Annotated in this window: 15 protein-coding genes; 12 read left to right on the forward strand and 3 right to left on the reverse strand. The window is 40.4% G+C overall.

Annotated features, from left to right (window positions below; translation table 11 throughout):
• Position 1 precedes the first annotated feature (1 nt).
• Both pfkB and G8782_RS10345 read left to right on the forward strand, forming a co-directional pair.
• Entirely contained in the window at positions 2-931 is a 930-nt protein-coding gene (gene pfkB, locus G8782_RS10340; RefSeq protein ID WP_172370884.1) for a 1-phosphofructokinase, read from the forward strand.
• Complete coding sequence (locus tag G8782_RS10345; protein WP_172371194.1) at positions 931-2,835, forward strand: PTS fructose transporter subunit IIABC; 1,905 nt, start codon at positions 931-933, stop codon at positions 2,833-2,835. Before pfkB ends, G8782_RS10345 begins: the two co-directional genes overlap by 1 nt.
• A gap of 140 nt (positions 2,836-2,975) precedes the next feature.
• Here G8782_RS10345 and G8782_RS10350 read toward each other — a convergent pair whose 3' ends face one another.
• Complete coding sequence (locus G8782_RS10350; protein ID WP_343035040.1) at positions 2,976-3,620, reverse strand: HAD family hydrolase; 645 nt, start codon at positions 3,618-3,620, stop codon at positions 2,976-2,978.
• Between the two features lie 488 nt (positions 3,621-4,108).
• A complete protein-coding gene (locus G8782_RS10355) occupies positions 4,109-4,750 on the reverse strand; it encodes a spore coat protein (RefSeq protein ID WP_425505486.1) in 642 nt (213 codons plus the stop codon).
• Between the two features lie 129 nt (positions 4,751-4,879).
• On the opposite strand from G8782_RS10355, the gene G8782_RS10360 reads away from it, so the two are divergent.
• The 4 genes from G8782_RS10360 (at position 4,880) to G8782_RS10375 (ending at position 10,216) form a co-directional block, all read left to right on the forward strand.
• Complete coding sequence (locus G8782_RS10360; RefSeq protein ID WP_172370886.1) at positions 4,880-5,665, forward strand: MBL fold metallo-hydrolase; 786 nt, start codon at positions 4,880-4,882, stop codon at positions 5,663-5,665.
• 603 nt (positions 5,666-6,268) lie between these two features.
• Positions 6,269-7,558, forward strand: a complete 1,290-nt coding sequence (locus G8782_RS10365) for a LysM peptidoglycan-binding domain-containing protein (protein ID WP_172370887.1) — start codon at positions 6,269-6,271, stop codon at positions 7,556-7,558.
• Positions 7,559-7,687: 129 nt separating this feature from the next.
• Positions 7,688-9,376: a dihydroxy-acid dehydratase gene (ilvD, locus tag G8782_RS10370; protein WP_172370888.1), complete on the forward strand. Its 1,689-nt coding sequence runs from the start codon at positions 7,688-7,690 to the stop codon at positions 9,374-9,376.
• Between the two features lie 57 nt (positions 9,377-9,433).
• Complete coding sequence (locus tag G8782_RS10375; protein WP_172370889.1) at positions 9,434-10,216, forward strand: HAD family hydrolase; 783 nt, start codon at positions 9,434-9,436, stop codon at positions 10,214-10,216.
• 41 nt (positions 10,217-10,257) lie between these two features.
• Here G8782_RS10375 and G8782_RS10380 read toward each other — a convergent pair whose 3' ends face one another.
• The gene (locus G8782_RS10380) at positions 10,258-10,398 is read right to left on the reverse strand and encodes a hypothetical protein (RefSeq protein WP_172370890.1); all 141 of its coding nucleotides are present in this window, start codon (positions 10,396-10,398) and stop codon (positions 10,258-10,260) included.
• Positions 10,399-10,750: 352 nt separating this feature from the next.
• Here G8782_RS10380 and gdhA point away from each other — a divergent pair, with 352 nt between their 5' ends.
• The 6 genes from gdhA (at position 10,751) to G8782_RS10410 (ending at position 18,740) form a co-directional block, all read left to right on the forward strand.
• Positions 10,751-12,133, forward strand: coding sequence for an NADP-specific glutamate dehydrogenase (gdhA, locus tag G8782_RS10385; RefSeq protein WP_172370891.1), 1,383 nt, complete (start codon positions 10,751-10,753; stop codon positions 12,131-12,133).
• 194 nt (positions 12,134-12,327) lie between these two features.
• Positions 12,328-13,539 (forward strand): argininosuccinate synthase, encoded by a 1,212-nt coding sequence (locus G8782_RS10390; protein WP_172370892.1) that lies wholly within the window; start codon positions 12,328-12,330, stop codon positions 13,537-13,539.
• Positions 13,540-13,908: 369 nt separating this feature from the next.
• Positions 13,909-14,460 (forward strand): GNAT family N-acetyltransferase, encoded by a 552-nt coding sequence (locus G8782_RS10395; protein WP_172370893.1) that lies wholly within the window; start codon positions 13,909-13,911, stop codon positions 14,458-14,460.
• Between the two features lie 213 nt (positions 14,461-14,673).
• Positions 14,674-16,116 (forward strand): PTS mannitol transporter subunit IIBC, encoded by a 1,443-nt coding sequence (locus G8782_RS10400; protein ID WP_172370894.1) that lies wholly within the window; start codon positions 14,674-14,676, stop codon positions 16,114-16,116.
• Positions 16,117-16,197: 81 nt separating this feature from the next.
• Positions 16,198-18,291 (forward strand): BglG family transcription antiterminator, encoded by a 2,094-nt coding sequence (locus G8782_RS10405; RefSeq protein WP_172370895.1) that lies wholly within the window; start codon positions 16,198-16,200, stop codon positions 18,289-18,291.
• Between the two features lie 11 nt (positions 18,292-18,302).
• Positions 18,303-18,740: a PTS mannitol transporter subunit IIA gene (locus tag G8782_RS10410; protein WP_172370896.1), complete on the forward strand. Its 438-nt coding sequence runs from the start codon at positions 18,303-18,305 to the stop codon at positions 18,738-18,740.
• Position 18,741: the final 1 nt, after the last annotated feature.

Below are 18,741 nucleotides of genomic sequence, written 5' to 3' on the forward strand. Positions count from 1 at the left end.
CATGATTTATACATGCACAATTACGCCTAGTCTGGACTATACAACCTACTTGCCTGAACTGCGATTGGGTGAATTGAACCGCTCGTCTGAGGTGTTTTATTATCCCGGCGGCAAAGGAATAAATGTATCGCGTGTGCTTGGAAGATTAGGGACAAGTAGTGTTGCGCTTGGCTATATTGGTGGTTTCACGGGACAATACATCACTGACTTTCTTAACAAGGAAGGAATACTGACCGATTTTATTCAAACTGATGAAATTACACGCATCAACGTGAAAGTTAAAGCGGCGGAAGAATCCGAGTTAAACGGTCCAGGACCTCGTATTAATTATCTTCAACAAAATGAATTGCTCGAAAAAGTTAAAGCGATGACATCCGGTGATTGGTTCGTATTGGCGGGAAGTTTAACTCGTTCCATTCCGATTTCGTTTTTCAAGGAACTTGCGGCTATTTGCGAGAAAAATAATGTCAAGTTTGTTTTGGATACGTCAGGTTCTGCGTTGAAAGATTTAATACATACGAAACCTTTTCTTATCAAACCGAATATTGAAGAACTTGGTGAGTTGTTTCATACCGAAATAACGACTAAAGAAGAAGCTCTTCACTTCGCAAAGAATCTTGTTGGAAAAGGGATTCAGCATGTTGTTGTTTCGATGGGCGGCGAAGGTGCTTTGCTAGTGACCGAGGATTTAACGTTGTTTGCGGAAGCGCCAAAAGGTCAAGTCGTTAATACGGTCGGCGCTGGAGATTCGCTAGTTGCTGGATTTTTAGCTTCATTCACGAAAAATGAAGATGCTTCTGAGGCATTTCGCTACGGCGTGGCCAGTGGAAGCGCGACTGCATTTTCATCCGACTTATGCGTGAAAAACGATGTTGATCGACTGCATGAACAATTGACGATTCAATCATTAACAGAAGGGAATGAGAAATGATGAGAATCACGGATTTACTGACAAAAGAAACGATTATTCTAGATATACAATCAAAGTCGAAGCCGGATATATTACAGGAATTGGTTACTCAACTAGACCAAGCAGGAACTTTAAATGATAGGGAATCCTTTATGAAGGATATTATAGCGCGTGAAGAACAAAGCTCGACGGGAATCGGCGATGGAATTGCAATTCCGCATGCGAAGTCTGCTGCCGTGAAGAAACCGGCAATTGCCTTCGGTCGATCAATCAAAGGGGTTGAATTTGAATCATTAGATGGACAACCTGCGCATATTTTCTTCATGATCGCGGCGAGTGATGGGGCAAACAATGATCACTTGGAGGCGCTTTCCAGATTGGCGACATTTTTGATGGATGATAAATTCAGAGAAAAGATACTTGCCGCCACGTCAAAAGAAGAACTGCTAACCATTGTTAATAAAAAAGAGGTAGAGGTGGACGGACCTGAAGAAGTAGTTGAAGATGCCCCGAAAACAGCAGGGAAAATACTTGCGGTTACAGCTTGCCCAACAGGAATTGCGCACACGTTTATGGCTGCTGAGAAACTCTCTGAAACTGCGAAAAAAATGGGCATTTCGATTAAAGTTGAAACGAATGGTTCGAGTGGCGTGAAAAATCGATTGACGGATGCAGAAATAGCGGAGGCTGATTCGATTATTGTAGCTGCTGACACGAAAGTTGAGATGGCTCGTTTCAATGGAAAGCCTGTTATTCAAATTCCTGTCGGAAAAGCAATCTATGAAACTGAGGATATTTTAAATCGCGCTGTAAGTATCGATGCGCCGATTTTTAAGCATGACGGCAAAGGTGACGATGAGAAAGCGGAATCTAGAGGCGGATTTTACAAGCATTTGATGAACGGTGTTTCTAATATGCTTCCATTCGTTGTTGGTGGCGGTATATTGATCGCATTATCATTTTTCTGGGGGATTGAGTCGGGTAATCCGGACAGTCCGGAATACAACGCATTCGCGGCAATGCTAAGCGAAATTGGAGGCGGCAAGGCGTTCTTTTTGATGGTTCCAGTGTTAGCTGGATTCATTGCCTCAAGTATTGCGGATCGTCCTGGTTTTGCTCCGGGTATGGTTGGCGGATTGATTGCCATTACAGTTACCGGAGTAGAAGGAGCTGCTGGCGGATCCGGATTTCTAGGCGGATTAATTGCTGGATTTCTCGCGGGTTATTTAACATTGCTAGTAAAGAAGATATTTTCAAAATTACCTGATGGGCTTGAAGGGTTAAAGCCCGTATTGTTTTTCCCGGTATTCAGTATTGCATTTACGGGATTAGCCATGATGGTGATTAATCCACCGTTAACTAAGATCTATACGGGACTCACTTCGTTTTTGGAAGGACTTGGCGGCTCGAATGTTGTGCTGGTCGGGATTGTATTGGGTGCCATGATGGCGATTGATCTGGGCGGCCCGATAAATAAAGCAGCGTATACATTTGGAATTGCGATGCTGGACGCTCAAAACTTCACGTTCATTGCGGCAGTCATGGCAGCTGGAATGGTCCCGCCGCTTGGAATCGCTCTAGCCACGACATTGATTAAAAAGCGTTTTACGAAGCAGGAAAGAGAAGCTGGGAAGACCGCGTATGTTCTCGGTGCATGCTTCATAACGGAAGGGGTAATTCCTTTCGCAGCAGCGGATCCGGCGCGCGTGATTCCAGCGTCTGTTGTTGGAGCAGCGGTTACGGGCGGACTTTCGATGTTCTTTGATATCGCTTTACGTGCACCGCATGGCGGCGTATTTGTCATGGGGCTTGTCGAGGGCGGCATTGGAAGCATATTTCTATATGCGATAGCGATAATCATCGGTACAATTGTAACCGCGCTACTTGCCGGGATGTTAAAAAAGAATAATCCACAGCTTGCATAAGCGAAAGAACCCGTTGCTTGAACTGACCCAATAAAGTTAGACAAATATTCTATGCTGCTTCTAAGATCTGAACTCGGTACTCTACCGGGCTCAGATCTTTACGGGGCAGTTCATGCTACTTTTCATAGCAACGGGTTCTATTAAATTATTTTCCATTTTCTTTTTTTAGCAACGGCTTTTAATTGTTCTTCGGGTTGAACAGCTATCGGATTCCCGACTAAATCGAGCACCGATAAATCTGAATAGCTGTCGCCATAAGCGAAACTATTTGCCCAATCTATTTCTTTATTCGCCAAGGCTGTTTCAATTTGTGCATTTTTTTCAGTTCCTTGGACGTGGAGAATTGGCGTTTTTAAGTCGATAACTGAATTTTTAACAGGGATATTCGTGCCGATTATTTTATCGAATGGCAATCCATCCAATGCGATATGTAAAAGTGGTGTATAAGCTCCGGAAACGAGCATGACATAGACATCATCTGAAGCATGTTGTTTAACTTTGGAGACAACGTCCGGATTAAAGTCTTCTTGCATTTTCGCGGCTATTTCGCGGAAATATGTATCCAGTTCCTCGACGGATAAGTCTTTCAATGCATCCAAATAAATTTGCATTGAACGCTCGCGCATTTTATGTTTGGGATAAATTTTCATTTTATGGCCAATGTAAGGTGGTAGTATCGAAAGAAAAAAACGCTTGTATCTAGTATGGTAAACCGGATGTTCTTTCAAATGGTCCATCAAAATTTGAAATGTCTCTTTTGCATACAAAGTACCATCAAAATCCACTATTGCAACCCGCATCAATATCACCAGTTCCTTCCAATTAAGTTGCTTATAGTGAAATGATACAGTGTTTGCGGTGTTTCTGCAATGAAGGATGGGTGTAAATCATAAAGTACTACAATAAAAATATGAAAAAATTTCAACAATCTCCTCCCATACATTATTTAATGCAGCGATGTCAGCGTAAAATTTTATCGGTAAATAGAAATTTGTTCGCGCGTAAATCTCAGTTGGCGCGCATATAACCGTCCACGCGCACATAAAACTCAAAATCCGCGCATAAAAACTGCTAGGCGCGCAAAAAAATCGGCTGAGCATAGAAAATCTTATTTCCGCGCATAAATCTCTATAAGCGCTCATATAAGCAGTCCACGCGCGCATTAAATTCTAAATCCGCGCATATAAGCATCCTTGCGCGCATAAAACTCAAAATCCGCGCATAAAAACTGCCACTTACGAAATAAAAGTGGCAGTTGGTATTTTATTCAACTTTACTGTAAATTCTGCTGATTCGGCATGGCCGGTTGACCGACGGTTGCAAATGAATTCAGTAATTGCTGCATATCTTGTTGTGCAAGTTGAGGCACTTGATAATAGTGGTGCTTATTTTGATAAATGGAAAGTTCGTAAGCCATCTCGATACAGTTCGGAACTGAATCCGCAAGCACACGACGCACAACTGGATTAGTGGCTTCAAGAGCAGCCATCGTCTTAGCTGAAGCCGCCGTTTTTGCGGCATCAAGCATGAAACCAGAAATGATTTCATCGGATAATTCTGATTCCGATTGGATTGGTTTTTTCGGTTGAGATGCTTTCATGCCGTATACAAAATCATTGCCCTGTGTCATTTTATAACTTCCGGTTGGATGTGATGGATCTTTACCTGTCTTAAAAGCTTCTACAGTAATGTTGTATTCATCTAAGGCGAAGCGGTATTGACGATCCAAAATATCGAGTAATTCCGGATCCTTTACTTGTGGGCGAAGTAATATCATCTGGTTTAAAGCTGCAACTGAGCCTGAAAGAACTTCGTGAAGATCTAATACCTCATGGCCACCATGATTCATTTGCTGAGGTACATTACCTGTGTGCATGTTTTGATGAGTTTCGCCGCCGGTTTGATTTTGATTCAACTAAAATTCCTCCTATTAATAAAAGTTGTTTTGCATCAGTTATAGTATGGATGTAGAATTAAAAGATATTCATAAATTATTTCGAAAAAACAAAAATGGTTATATACATAAAAAGGGGGAGAAATTATTATGAAGGTTATTTCATACGAGAATCTAGTGCAAGCAGAATTTTTAAATGAATTTGCAGGACGACAGTTATTAGTGTCAGTGTATTTTATCGATGGTCTTTTAATAGATACAGGACCCGCTAAAATGAACGAAAAATTAACACCGTTATTAAATGAATGGAAAATAAATGAAGTCATTTTAACGCACCACCATGAAGATCACACGGGAACGGCAAGATGGATCCAAGATACTAAACGAGTCCCGATCTATATTCATCCAACCGGAGTGGATTATTGTAATAACCGAATGAAGCTCCCTTTTTATCGTAAAGTATTTTGGGGTGAGCGAGAACCTTTTAAAGCTCGACCATTAGGAAAAACGTTCAAGACTCCAAATTATACTTGGGATGTTATCCACTCTCCTGGTCATTCTCATGATCATATCGCTTTATATAATCGAGAAAAAAAGTGGCTATTTGGCGGTGATTTGTATGTGCAATCGAGGCCAAGAAGCCTATTTGCATTCGAATCGATCCCAGAAATTCTAAGTTCGTTGCGTCTGATATTAACATATGACTTTGAAGTTTATATTTGTTCTCATGCAGGAATTATCCCGAACGGAAGAAAAGTAATAGAGGAGAAATTAGCCTACTTAGAGAAAATACAACAAGAAGTAATATCAATGCATGAACACGGAAAATCAAATCGTGAAATTCGAAAAGAATTATTTCCAAAAAGTCATCCAATGAATTATTTTTCTTTTTTTGAAAACTCGCCGATTCATATTGTGAACTCGATTTTGAAGTAAAGACGTTAGTGAATGAACTGGATGCGTAAAAATCGGATATATAGTAAAATGCCGAAGCTCTATGCAAATGAGCTTCGGCGTTTTTGATTTCATAATGGAGCCATTGGTCGTTTGTTTTGAGATTCAGTCGTTTGATTGGCGTTCTTAGTCGATTGAATGAAGCGATTAGTCGTTTGCACCAGGATATTAGTCATTTCAGCGTCGTTCGGTCACGCACTCCATTAGTCTTTATTCATGTAGTTTAGAATAGATTCAAGTTGGTCCCAGTTAGGGTTTATAATTAGGACTGGTAGAAATGTGAAGACGAATAATAAGAGTAAGTTTGCGCAGAAAAGCGTTCGGAAAACTTTTTTGACCTTCAAGCGTTTCCCTTCCTTCGACTATATTTTTCTTCATCCCATAGGCGATTGCCTTGTCATCATTAGTGTATGCGAATGAACTTTAAACGGCATATGATTTCAGAAGAAAATTACGTTTTTTCTGCTTATCGTTATGTTAGATGCCGCAAAGTTCAATGGCTTATTAATTGTATGCATATTGAGCTTGTCACATCAATAAACTTTTAGGGAGAGGGTATTTTTTGAAAGAAAGGTAGATGAGCGAATGCAAATTCACGTTGTTCAACGAGGGGAAAGTTTATATGCGATTGGCAGGACGTATGGCATTTCGGTTGAAGAAATTGCAACAGCAAATGAAATACCGGATCCATCTAGACTTGTAGTAGGGCAGGCATTAGTCATTCCCGTTGAGGGGAGTTTTCATATTGTACAACCAGGCGAATCACTATTTAGAATTGCAAACCGATATGGCACCACAGTTGCTGCGCTTGCGAATGCCAACAGTTTAGCAACTAACACGACATTGCAAATTGGACAAAGGCTTCAAATTCCTCAAAAAACGAAACCGTTAATCGATACGATGCTTTATGTAGAACCACGCACGCCGGTTACGGAAGCGATGATTACTGAAGTGCGTGATAAAACGGGTGGAACCTATTTAACTTATCTTGCGATGTTTAGTTATCAAGTATTGCGAAATGGTTCGTTACAAGCGCCAACAATAGATAATATACCACAAATCGCAAGTTCTAATGGCGTGGCAAATGCAATGGTTATTAGCAACTTGGAAAATTATCGATTTGAACCTACACTTGCACGCGCTATTTTTACGGATTTAGCTGCACAGAATCAGTTATTTGGAAATATCATTCAAATTGCAAATGATGTCGGGTACAAAGATATTCACTTTGATTTTGAACTACTCTTTCCAGCTGACAGGCAACTCTATAATAATTTTCTCAGTCGGGCCAGAAATCGGTTGCATATGGCTGGTTTGACAGTATCATCAGCAGTTGCTCCGAAAGCGAGTAATGTGCTAACAGGCATATACGGTGCACATGATTATGCGGCACATGGCGCTTTAATGGACTTTGTTGCACTTATGACGTACGAATGGGGATATACGTACAGTGAACCACAAGCAGTTAGCCCAATTATTCCGGTTCGAAGGGTTGTAGAATATGCAACGAGCATTATCCCGAGCAATAAAGTTATGATAGGACAAAACCTATATGGATATGACTGGTCAGCACCATTCCCGACACAAGGCGGCGCGCCGGCGAGAGCAGTAAGTCCTCAACAGGCCATAGCAATTGCGCTACGAGAAAATGTGGCGATTCAATATGATTATGTAGCACAAGCACCAAATTTCAATTACTATGATGATGCTGGCGTCTATCATGAAGTGTGGTTTGAAGACGCGCGAAGCATCCAAGCCAAGTTTGATTTAATCAAGCAGTATAACCTTCGAGGCATTATGTATTGGAAGCTTGGTTTAGCTTTCCCGCAAAATTGGCTCCTGTTAAAAGATAATTTCACGATTCGAAAAAGATGATTATTAACAATAGAGTAATCCCTCGCATTCTAGTAGCGGGGGATTATTATTTTTATATTAATTAGTGGGAAAACATTGAACTATAAAAAAGATGTCGTATAATAAAACAATGAAAGAGGTGGAAATAGAGTGAAAAAAGATATGAGAATTCATAGTAAAGTTTTTAGTGAAGGTACAAAAAGAGCGCCAAACCGTGCGATGTTACGTGCTGTTGGTGTCACGGATGAAGACTTTGAAAAGCCGATGGTCGGGATTGCAAGTACCTGGAGTGAAGTAACCCCATGTAACATACATATTGATAAGTTGGCGATAGCTGCCAAAAAAGGCGCAAGAGAAGCCGGAGCAGTCCCGATGATCTTTAATACAATTACAATCGCGGATGGAATTTCAATGGGTACAGAAGGAATGCGCTATTCTTTGCCAAGCCGGGATGTAATTGCCGATTCTATTGAAACTGTTGTTGGCGGGGAAAACTTAGATGGACTTGTTGCAATCGGAGGCTGCGATAAAAACATGCCTGGTTGTATGATTGCGATTGCAAACTCAGAAGTTCCGGCTATATTTGTTTATGGAGGAACGATTGCCGCAGGAAAACTCCACGGAGAAAGTATCGACCTGGTTTCAGTATTTGAAGGTGTCGGTCAATTAAATAGCGGACAAATCGATGAAGACGAACTAAGGAAAATCGAATGTCATGCATGCCCTGGCGCAGGTTCTTGCGGCGGTATGTATACTGCGAACACGATGTCATCGGCCATCGAAGCACTCGGCATGAGTTTACCGGGAAGTGCATCGAACCCAGCCGTTTCGGGGGATAAACTAGCAGATTGTGAAGAAGCTGGTCATGCACTCTATAATTTAATGGAAAAAGGAATTTATCCAAAAGATATCATGACAAAAGAAGCTTTCGAAAATGCGATTACGGTTGTTATGGTGCTTGGCGGATCAACAAACGCTGTCCTCCACTTACTTGCGATGGCACATGCAATCGATGTTGATCTTACCATCGATGATTTTGACCGCATCCAGAAGAAAACGCCGCATCTCGCGGATTTAAGACCGAGCGGGAAGTATGTAATGGAAGATTTACACCGAATTGGCGGGGTACAAGCCGTTATGAAAATGCTTCTAGAAGCTGGTTATCTGCATGGAGATTGTCTGACGGTAACGGGTAAAACTGTAGCTGAAAACCTTCAAGAGGCACCTGATTTAGCCGAAGGCCAGAAGATTATCATGCCTTTCGATAAAGCGCTCAGCAAAGAAGGCCCGTTAGTTATACTAAAAGGGAATCTATCGCCAAATGGAGCAGTCGCAAAAATGTCAGGCGTTTCTGTTAAAAAGCATACGGGACCTGCCCGTGTGTTTGATACGGAAGAAGAGGCAACGAACGCGGTAATGGAAAACGAAGTTAAAGAAGGCGACGTCTTAGTTATTCGACATGTCGGTCCGAAAGGCGGACCAGGAATGCCGGAGATGCTATCAATCTCTGGAATCCTAGTCGGTAAAGGATTGGGCGAAAAAGTTGCGCTCTTAACAGACGGAAGATTTTCCGGCGGGACGCATGGATTAGTCGTCGGACATATCTCTCCGGAAGCACAAGACGGCGGGCCAATTGCTTTCATCCAAAATGATGATATAATTACGATTGACGCTGTAAAGCAAGAAATCAAAGTTGATGTTTCAGAGAAAGAATTCGAACAACGCAGAAAAGATTGGGTTGCACCGCCATTGCACACACGTGGCATTTTAGGGAAATACGCCCATAATGTTTCTTGTGCATCAATCGGTGCAGTTACAGATTTTTTCAATAGAAAATAACTTGAAACAACGCTCCTAGTCTAACTAGGAGCGATTCTTTATGGATTGGGGATAACAATGATTAAAGCATTATTTTTTGATTTGGACGATACATTATTATGGGATAAGAAAAGTGTTGCGACAGCTTTTCAAAAGACTTGCGAGGCGGCAACCGAAAGCTATGATGTAGATCCAGGAAAACTAGAAGAAGCCGTTCGAGAAGAAGCGAGAGGGCTTTACGAAACGTATGAAACATATGAATTCACAAAAATGATTGGAATAAACCCATTTGAAGGTCTGTGGGGGACGTTTGATGATGAAACGGATAACTTTCAGAAGATGAAAGAAATCGTTCCTGCATATCGACGTGATGCATGGACGCGAGGTCTAAGTCGTTTGGGGATTGAAGATGCTGAATTAGGTAGTGAGCTCGCTGAACTGTTTGTTGAAGAACGCAAGAAGAGTCCTTTCGTTTATGAGGAAACATTTCGAGTTCTTGATGAGTTGAAAAAAGAGTATCAGCTAGTGTTAATCACAAATGGATCTCCAAGTTTACAAAATACAAAACTTGAAATAACACCAGAAATTGCGCCGTATTTCGAACATATCATTATTTCCGGTGGATTTGGCGTAGGTAAGCCGAATCGAACAATCTTTGATCACGCACTGAAACTTTGCGATCTGAATCCAAGCGAAGCATTGATGATCGGCGATAACTTGATGACCGATATTTTAGGCGCATCCTACGTCGGAATTCCATCTGTTTGGATTAACCGAGATAACAATGAACCACACAAGGAAATCAAGCCGACATATGAAATCAAGAACTTGGAAGAACTTTTTCCGATACTGGAAAAATAAAGAAAAGGCCTTTCACACGGAGAGGCCTTTTTCAAATGAATTTAGTCTTTATTAATAAATTCTAAGACGGTTTGCATAACTTCAATATCCGGTTTTATCATAAGAACGGGAAGAAAAGCAAAGACAAATAACAACAAGAAATTTGCACTCACGATTGTTCGTATCATTTTCATTGGTTTCATTGTAATCTCCTTCTTCCTTTTGCTAGATTTGAAAGCTTTATCCCGATAGCTCACGTTATCTGAATACTGCAATGATACTCCTTATTATATATAAAATAAAGAGTTTTATTTGGGAATGTACACAATATTGATTTATTTTTTCAACTATTCATGTTGAATCTATCTGACTTTACTTGTATTATAAAGAAATATACTAAATTCGTGTAATTTAACATTTTTCAGCGAAAGCCCGTCATTTCAGCAGTAGCAGGGGGCTGTATGCATTTATTAACTAGCAACCGCTGAATTTTATTAAAGCCTACGAAAGCGGTCTTATTGCGTAGTTTGAATTTAAGGAAGGACTGATGATGTTTTGTCGAATTTAAATGAAACTTATGAAGATCCAAAAAAACTTGCAAATGATTACGTCCATGAAGTTTATTCTTTGATAAAAAAGCGAAATCCGGGGGAAGTAGAATTTTTACAAGCAACCCGAGAAATATTTGATTCATTACGTCCTGTCTTTTCAAAAAATCCGCATTATATTCGTGATGGAATTTTAGAAAGGATTACAGAGCCAGATCGAATTATCACATTTCGAGTTGCTTGGGAAGACGACCAAGGCAAGGTCCATGTCAATCGCGGTTATCGTGTTCAATTTAATAGTGACCTAGGGCCTTATAAAGGTGGAATCAGATTTCACCCATCCGTCAATACAAGTATCATGAAATTCTTAGCATTCGAACAAATATTTAAAAACTCCCTTACTGGCCAACCGATCGGAGCTGGTAAAGGGGGATCTGATTTTGATCCGAAGAACAAATCTGAACGTGAAATTATGCGTTTTGTTCAAAGTTTCATGACCGAGTTGAGCAAGTATATTGGTCCTGATCTAGATGTGCCAGCTGGAGATATCGGCGTCGGTCGACGAGAAGTCGAGTATATGTCCGGACAGTATAACCGTTTGCATGGAGGCCATAAGGCTGGCGTATTTACGGGGAAAGACCCGAATTACGGCGGTAGCTTGGGTAGAAAAGAAGCGACTGGCTACGGTACGATTTACTTTGCTGAAGAAATGTTGAGAGTGAATGATTTAAGTTTTAAGGGAAGCCGAGTCATCGTATCCGGATCCGGAAATGTCTCAATTTACGCAATGGAAAAAGCGATTGAACTTGGAGCGAAAGTTGTTGCATGCAGCGATTCCAGCGGCTATATCTATGACGAGAACGGTATAAACGTCGAAACGGTGAAACTGTTAAAAGAAGAGGGAAATAAGCGGATTAAAGAATATAAAAAATTCCATTCCAGTGCCAAATACTTTGATGAATGTACGGGAATCTGGTCTATTAATTGTGATATTGCTTTGCCTTGTGCAACGCAAAATGAAATCGACGAGGCCGCAGCTCATAAACTTGTCAATAATAATGTTAAGGCGATTGCGGAAGGCGCTAATATGCCATGCACAAAAGAAGCGATTGATTTATTCGTGGAAAATGGCATCTTATTTGCACCGGCAAAAGCCGCGAATGCCGGCGGTGTAGCCGTATCGGCAATGGAAATGTCACAAAACAGCATGCGTCTCAATTGGACATTTGACGAAGTCGATGAAAAACTCAAACAAGTGATGCATGAAATCTTCCAAAGCTGCTTAAGTGCATCTAAGGAATATGGTCATCCGGGCAATTTAATCGTCGGTGCCAATATCGCAGGGTTTTTAAAAGTTGCAGATGCAATGATAGCCCATGGAATTCGATAACTGAATATATTTTTTGAACACTAGACAATGTGTCAACTTTTAATGTTGGCGCGAATGTCTAGTGTTTTTTATTTTATCAATAAAAAACTTAAAATTTATTGCACAAAATCATTGAAAATCGAATAAACTATGTTATTATAAAGATACTAACTTATGAATAAATATACAACAGTCATTGAAAGGGGAAATTCATTATGACTAATAAAAAAGTAGTTCTTGCCTATTCTGGCGGTTTAGATACATCTGTAGCTGTTGCGTGGTTGACGGAAGAAGGATATGATGTCGTCGCTGTTTGTTTGGATGTCGGGGAAGGGAAAGACTTGACGGAAATTAAAGAAAAAGCGATTCGAGTCGGTGCTGTGAGCAGTTATATTGTTGACGCTAAAGAAGAGTTTGCACAAGATTATGCACTTCTTGCGCTGCAAGCTCAAGCGTATTATGAAGATAAATACCCGCTTGTTTCCGCATTGTCTCGTCCGCTCATTTCAAAAAAACTTGTTGAAATCGCGGAACATGAAAATGCAACGGCAGTGGCGCACGGCTGCACCGGTAAAGGGAATGACCAAGTTCGTTTCGAGGTTTCCATTAAAGCATTAAATCCGTCGCTTGAGGTAATTGCTCCAGTTCGTGAGTGGGGTTGGTCGCGTGAAGAAGAAATTGAGTATGCAAAAGAAAAAAACATCCCGATTCCAATCGATCTTGATAGTCCTTATTCTGTCGATAAAAATTTATGGGGTCGCGCTAACGAATGCGGTATTTTAGAAGATCCATGGGCAACTGCTCCGGAAGATGCGTATGAACTCACGGTTGCTGTCGAAGATGCTCCTGATACACCGGATATTATTGAGATTGAATTCAAAAATGGTACACCGGTTAGTGTAGATGGTGTCGAGTACTCATTAAGTGATTTGATTCTTCATTTAAATGATCTTGCTGGAAAGCATGGAATCGGCAGAATCGATCATGTTGAAAACCGTCTTGTCGGCATAAAATCACGTGAGATTTATGAGTGTCCAGGAGCGATTACGCTATTAAAAGCGCATAAAGAAATCGAAGATATCACACTTGTTAAAGATGTTGCGCATTTTAAACCGATTGTTTCGCAGAAATTAACTCAGTTAGTGTATAACGGTTTATGGTTTTCGCCACTTCGAAATGCACTTGAAGCGTTTATAAAAGACACGCAGCAATATGTGAATGGTACTGCACGTGTGAAACTTTTCAAAGGGCAGGCGGTTGTTGAAGGAAGAAAATCGCCCAATTCGCTTTACGATGAAAAACTTGCGACTTACACATCAGCTGATGAGTTCGATCAATCAGCGGCAGTTGGTTTCATTAAGTTGTGGGGTCTAGGCACTGAGGTGCATAGTACGGTTCAGAGACAAGTAGCGGTTGAAAAATCATAATTGATTGAGTTATGCTTGCCGATAGTTATTTCGGCAAGTTTTTTTCATTGTATAGATTAATTTTACTTTACTTTCACCGGCTGTGCTTCGGCTTTCATCTAGGTAGAAGGACCCGACCTGCATGCAAATTTTTTTGAGTGCAAGCAAATGTAGTAAGTTTGCAAGTAAAACACTTACAAGTGCAATGAAATCTCATCGGAGTGCAAGCAAACTGCATATAAGTGCAAGCAAAAATATTTATCAAGGAAAACCTTAATATAACCATGATTTTAGAATCCTCGCGTGATTGCTTTTTTGGGCGTAAGAGGATATGTTACGATGTGTATATATTTTGTGGAAAAGTTACTGACGACGGGGAGTTGCTTTTATATGAAAAGAATTAGACTTGCTATGGTTAGAAAAGATATGAAGGATATTCCTCAATATTCGCTTCCTGCTGGATTTCGAATCAGGTTGTTTGAAAAAGGGGATGAAGAGAATTGGGCGAGGATTGAAACTAGCGTAGATGAGTTTGAAGATGAGAATACTGCGCTTGCACGCTTCGAAAAAGAATTCGGTCCATATATAGATGAAATGACGGGACGTTGTCTTTTCATAGAAGATGAGCACGGTGAAGCCATCGCAACAACAACCGCCTGGCATGGTAACTTAGAAGACTTTGGTGAAGGCTTAGGCAGAATTCACTGGGTAGGCGTGGTGCCGGAATATCAAGGACGAAAACTTTCAAAACCATTACTGAGCGAGGCGATGAATATTTTGGCTCGTCATCATTCGAAAGCATATCTGACATCGCAAACTACCAGTTATCAGGCGATAAATATGTACTTGAATTACGGATTTGAACCTTTTTTGATAAGCCCGACTTGTGAAGAGGCGTGGACGTTGGTGGAAAGAACGTTGAATCGAAAAATTATTAAATAGTAAAGCATGATATAAGTGGAGTTTAATAGTTATCACATTTATTGTTCTGCCAGTAAAGACTACTATATAAATGATGGCAACAATAGATGTGACAAAATGGCGTTTTCATTCAATAGCTAATTGGGTGAAAACGCTTTACTATTGAAAAGGGTCGAATAAAACAATTCGTGTTGTATCTAATTCATAAAACTTAAGGAAGGAGTATACGTAAAAATGACAAAAGAACCGCAACAAAATGGAGATATTAAAGTAAGAATTCAACGTTTCGGAAGTTTCCTTAGCGGCATGATTATGCCGAACATAGGCGCGTTTATCGCTTGGGGACTAATCACGGCATTATTCATACCTACTGGTTGGATTCCGAATGCAAGTTTTGCAGAACTGGTAAAACCAATACTGCACTACTTACTACCGATTCTAATTGGTTTTACAGGTGGACGTATTGTTTATGATATTCGCGGGGGAGTCGTCGGTGCGACATTAACGATGGGTGTCATTGTTGGTGCAGACATTCCAATGTTCCTCGGTGCGATGATTGTCGGACCTTTAGGTGGATGGGCCATTAAGAAATTCGATCAATTGATTGAAGGAAAAGTGAAGTCAGGTTTCGAAATGCTCGTCAATAACTTCTCAGCGGGAATTATTGGGGGAGCCTTGACGCTTGTCGCTTACAAAGGAATTGGTCCATTAGTCGAGGCGTTAAATAAATCGCTTGCAGCAGGCGTTCAAGTAATCGTTGATGCGAACTTATTACCGATTGCGAGTGTATTTATTGAGCCAGGAAAAGTATTGTTCTTAAATAACGCTATCAACCATGGTGTGTTAAGTCCGATCGGGATTGAACAATCCGCACAGGTTGGAAAATCAATACTCTTTCTATTAGAAGCGAACCCAGGTCCTGGGCTTGGGATTTTACTCGCTTATATGGTTTTTGGTAGAGGTATGGCTAAACAAACTGCATCCGGTGCAGGTGTTATTCATTTCCTTGGGGGAATTCATGAAATTTATTTCCCGTACATTTTGATGAGACCGCTACTCTTGATCGCAGTAATTTTCGGGGGAGCAGCTGGCGTATTTACGTTCCAGTTATTGGGAGCGGGATTAGTGGCAGCGGCATCACCAGGTAGTATATTTGCGATTCTTGCACTTACCCCGAGAGGCGGCTATTTCGGTGTCATTACGGGAGTTCTTGTCGCAGCAGCCGTGTCATTCATCATAGCTGCACTAATTTTAAAGAGTGCCAAGCAGTCAGATGAAGATGATGATGAGTTAGCGAAAGCGACAGAAAAGACATCTGCATTAAAAGGAAAAGAAAGTCGCGCAGCAGATCTGATGCAACAACCAGTTGTGGAAGAACCAACAAAGGAAATTTCATTTTCTGACGTCAAAAGCATTATCTTTGCCTGTGACGCAGGAATGGGTTCCAGTGCAATGGGTGCAGGCATTTTGAGAAACAAAGTGAAGAAAGCTGACCTCGACATCGCGGTTTCAAACATGGCGATAAACAATTTACCCGCGGATGCAAAAGTTGTTATTACCCATAAAGACTTAACAGAACGTGCGCAGGAAAAAGTACCAACTGCATACCATATTTCGGTAGAAAACTTTTTGAACAGCCCGAAATATGATGAACTTCTTGAAAAGCTGCAGGAATAAATTATGTCCATAAAACTCAGCTTATGAAATGTAAGCTGAGTTTTATTAATTAAAATCTAGCGTGATAATGGAGTGTTTTTAATGTTTATTTCTGCCAGGGAAAAACTGATCGTGGAAATATTGCTCGACAAACGCGAAGAATTAACAATTAAAGATTTGGCGGAGGAAATTGATGTCAGTCCCCGAACAATTCATCGTGATTTAAAAGGCATTGAAAAGCTTTTGAATGAATATGATCTCGGACTTATTAGAAAAGCTGGCGTCGGTATTCAAATTACAGGATCTGAGGAAAGTAAAGAAAATTTGAAAAGAAAGCTGATGACGCTCACTTTACAGGATTATATGGCAGACGAAAGGCAAACATTGATTCTATGCACATTATATGAAGCAGCAGGTCCCGTAAAATTATTTACTTTAGCCAATGAATTACGCGTCACAGCTGCGACGATAAGCGCTGATTTAATAAAATTAGAGGAACAATTAGAACACTTTCAACTATCAATCCTGAGAAAAAGAGGATATGGCGTTGAGTTGAGCGGTCCTGAAAAAGCGAAGAGAAGGGCAATTAGTTATGTGATTGCCAAGTCATTAAAAGAGGATGAATTTTTATCTTTGATAGAAGACAGCCTTCAAAAGAAATTTGCTGTTCAAGAGAATGCCATTTCCGAGCGTCTGTTGCATCTCGTTAATCGAGAAAAGTTGCATGTTATTGAGGATGTCATGCGAGAATTAAAAAATGATACCCTCATATCAATTACGGATAACGCATATGTCGGGCTGATTGTTCATTTAGCGTTGGCAATTGAGCGCATTAAGCAAGGCGAAAAAATTGAAATGAATGCAGATTTTTTAAAACAGCTGAAACAGGAACCGGAATACGAGACTGCACGGAAAATAATTAGCCAGTTAACTTCACGTTTCAACATTGAAATTCCGGATGCTGAAATTGGGTATATTACGATGCATCTACAAGGGGCTAAGCTTCGTCAAAATGAAGAGAATTTACTCGAAGTTCCAAGTTTCCCAGTCGTGATGCAAGCGAAGCGTTTAATACAAAACGTGGAAGAAATTACAGGTTATCAGTTGACGAACAATGCCCCGCTTTTGGAAGGGCTTGTTACTCATTTGAGACCTGCTTTATATCGGATTGAACAAAATATGGGGATTTCCAATCCTTTGCTACAAAGCATACGTAAAGATTATAAGGATTTATTTCAAATTGTTTCGGAAGCATGCGAAAAGGTATTTACGAATTTAAAGATTCCTGATGAAGAAATAGGTTTCTTAGTGATGCATTTTGGTTCTGCCATTCTTGGTTTGACAGGGAAAGACAATTTGAAGGCGTATGTTGTTTGTTCTAGCGGCATCGGCACTTCAAAAATGTTGGCAACTCAGCTCCGGCGTGAGATTCGCGAGATCGAAGAAATCAGGAACGTCTCTGTTTTCGAACTCAATGAACTTCAAATTACGGATCGAGATTTAGTGATTTCGACCATTCACTTACAGGACTTCCCATATGAATATATTATGGTCAGTCCATTTTTAACGGTGGAAGAAGTAAATCAAATCGAATTATATGTAAAGAGGAAAATGCTCATTAAAACAGCATCACCTGAGTCAAAAGAAAATGATTCCAGCGTAGATACTGTCTTAGCACGATTGGAACGGATTCATTTCTATACAGAAGCCGCAGCGGATTTGTTATCGGGATTTAAACATTCGATAGAAAAAGAAGTCGTTCCGATAGAAACTTGTATACGAAATTTGTGTGAGCGCTTGGAAAATGAAAAAATCATTAAAAATGCGGAAGTGATAACGGATGCATTGTTTGCAAGGGAAGCATTGGGCGGGGTAGGGATTCCAGAAACGAAGTTGGCATTATTTCATACGAAACATGAACAAGTGCTAAAACCTTCGTTTACAGTGCATACGCTTCGGGAACCTATTGTAATGAAGGCGATGGACGGAAACGACATTGAAGTGAGTCAGATATTACTGTTGTTGTCGCCGGATCCGTATCACGAACCCGGATTAGAAGTGCTAAGTTTAATTAGTACTTTGATTATTGAAAGTGAATATAGTATCAAATTGTTCGAATCTGAGGATGAGACCCTGATTCATGCTTATTTAGGGTCGAAGTTTGAACAATTTGTAGATGAAAAAATTAAAAACTAGGAGTGTTTGTCATGTCATTATCAATTTTATCAGCAGAAAATATCGTTTTAAATAAGGTGCTAACAAACAAAGAAGAGGCGATTCGTTTTACGGGTCAGATTCTTGTTGATAGAGGATACGTTGAGCCAGCATATATCGAGAAAATGCTTGAGCGCGAAGAAATGGCTTCTACATTTATGGGGAATTCTGTTGCGATTCCGCATGGTACTGACGATGCAAAAACAGAAGTGAAGAACTCTGGGCTTGCGATTATCCAAGTCCCAGAAGGTGTCGACTTTGGCGATGGGAATATCGTTAAATTAATCATTGGAATTGCTGGAAAAGGCGATGAGCACTTAGAGATTTTATCTAACATTGCAATCGTTGTTTCAGAAGAAGAAAACGTTGAGAAAATCGTAAGTGCTTCAACTGCAGAGGAAGTTCTTTCATTCTTTGAAGGAGTTAACTAAT

Origin of the sequence: Sporosarcina jiandibaonis, from assembly GCF_013184495.1 — a bacterium.
GTDB classification, from domain to species: domain Bacteria; phylum Bacillota; class Bacilli; order Bacillales_A; family Planococcaceae; genus Sporosarcina; species Sporosarcina jiandibaonis.

Coding starts and splice junctions, on each gene's coding strand:
- pfkB (WP_172370884.1), top strand. CDS start 2: ATGATTTATACATGCACAATTACGCCTAGTCTGGACTATACAACCTAC.
- G8782_RS10345 (WP_172371194.1), top strand. CDS start 931: ATGAGAATCACGGATTTACTGACAAAAGAAACGATTATTCTAGATATA.
- G8782_RS10360 (WP_172370886.1), top strand. CDS start 4,880: ATGAAGGTTATTTCATACGAGAATCTAGTGCAAGCAGAATTTTTAAAT.
- G8782_RS10365 (WP_172370887.1), top strand. CDS start 6,269: ATGCAAATTCACGTTGTTCAACGAGGGGAAAGTTTATATGCGATTGGC.
- G8782_RS10375 (WP_172370889.1), top strand. CDS start 9,434: ATGATTAAAGCATTATTTTTTGATTTGGACGATACATTATTATGGGAT.
- G8782_RS10380 (WP_172370890.1), bottom strand. CDS start 10,398: ATGAAACCAATGAAAATGATACGAACAATCGTGAGTGCAAATTTCTTG.
- G8782_RS10390 (WP_172370892.1), top strand. CDS start 12,328: ATGACTAATAAAAAAGTAGTTCTTGCCTATTCTGGCGGTTTAGATACA.
- G8782_RS10395 (WP_172370893.1), top strand. CDS start 13,909: ATGAAAAGAATTAGACTTGCTATGGTTAGAAAAGATATGAAGGATATT.
- G8782_RS10400 (WP_172370894.1), top strand. CDS start 14,674: ATGACAAAAGAACCGCAACAAAATGGAGATATTAAAGTAAGAATTCAA.
- G8782_RS10405 (WP_172370895.1), top strand. CDS start 16,198: ATGTTTATTTCTGCCAGGGAAAAACTGATCGTGGAAATATTGCTCGAC.
- G8782_RS10410 (WP_172370896.1), top strand. CDS start 18,303: ATGTCATTATCAATTTTATCAGCAGAAAATATCGTTTTAAATAAGGTG.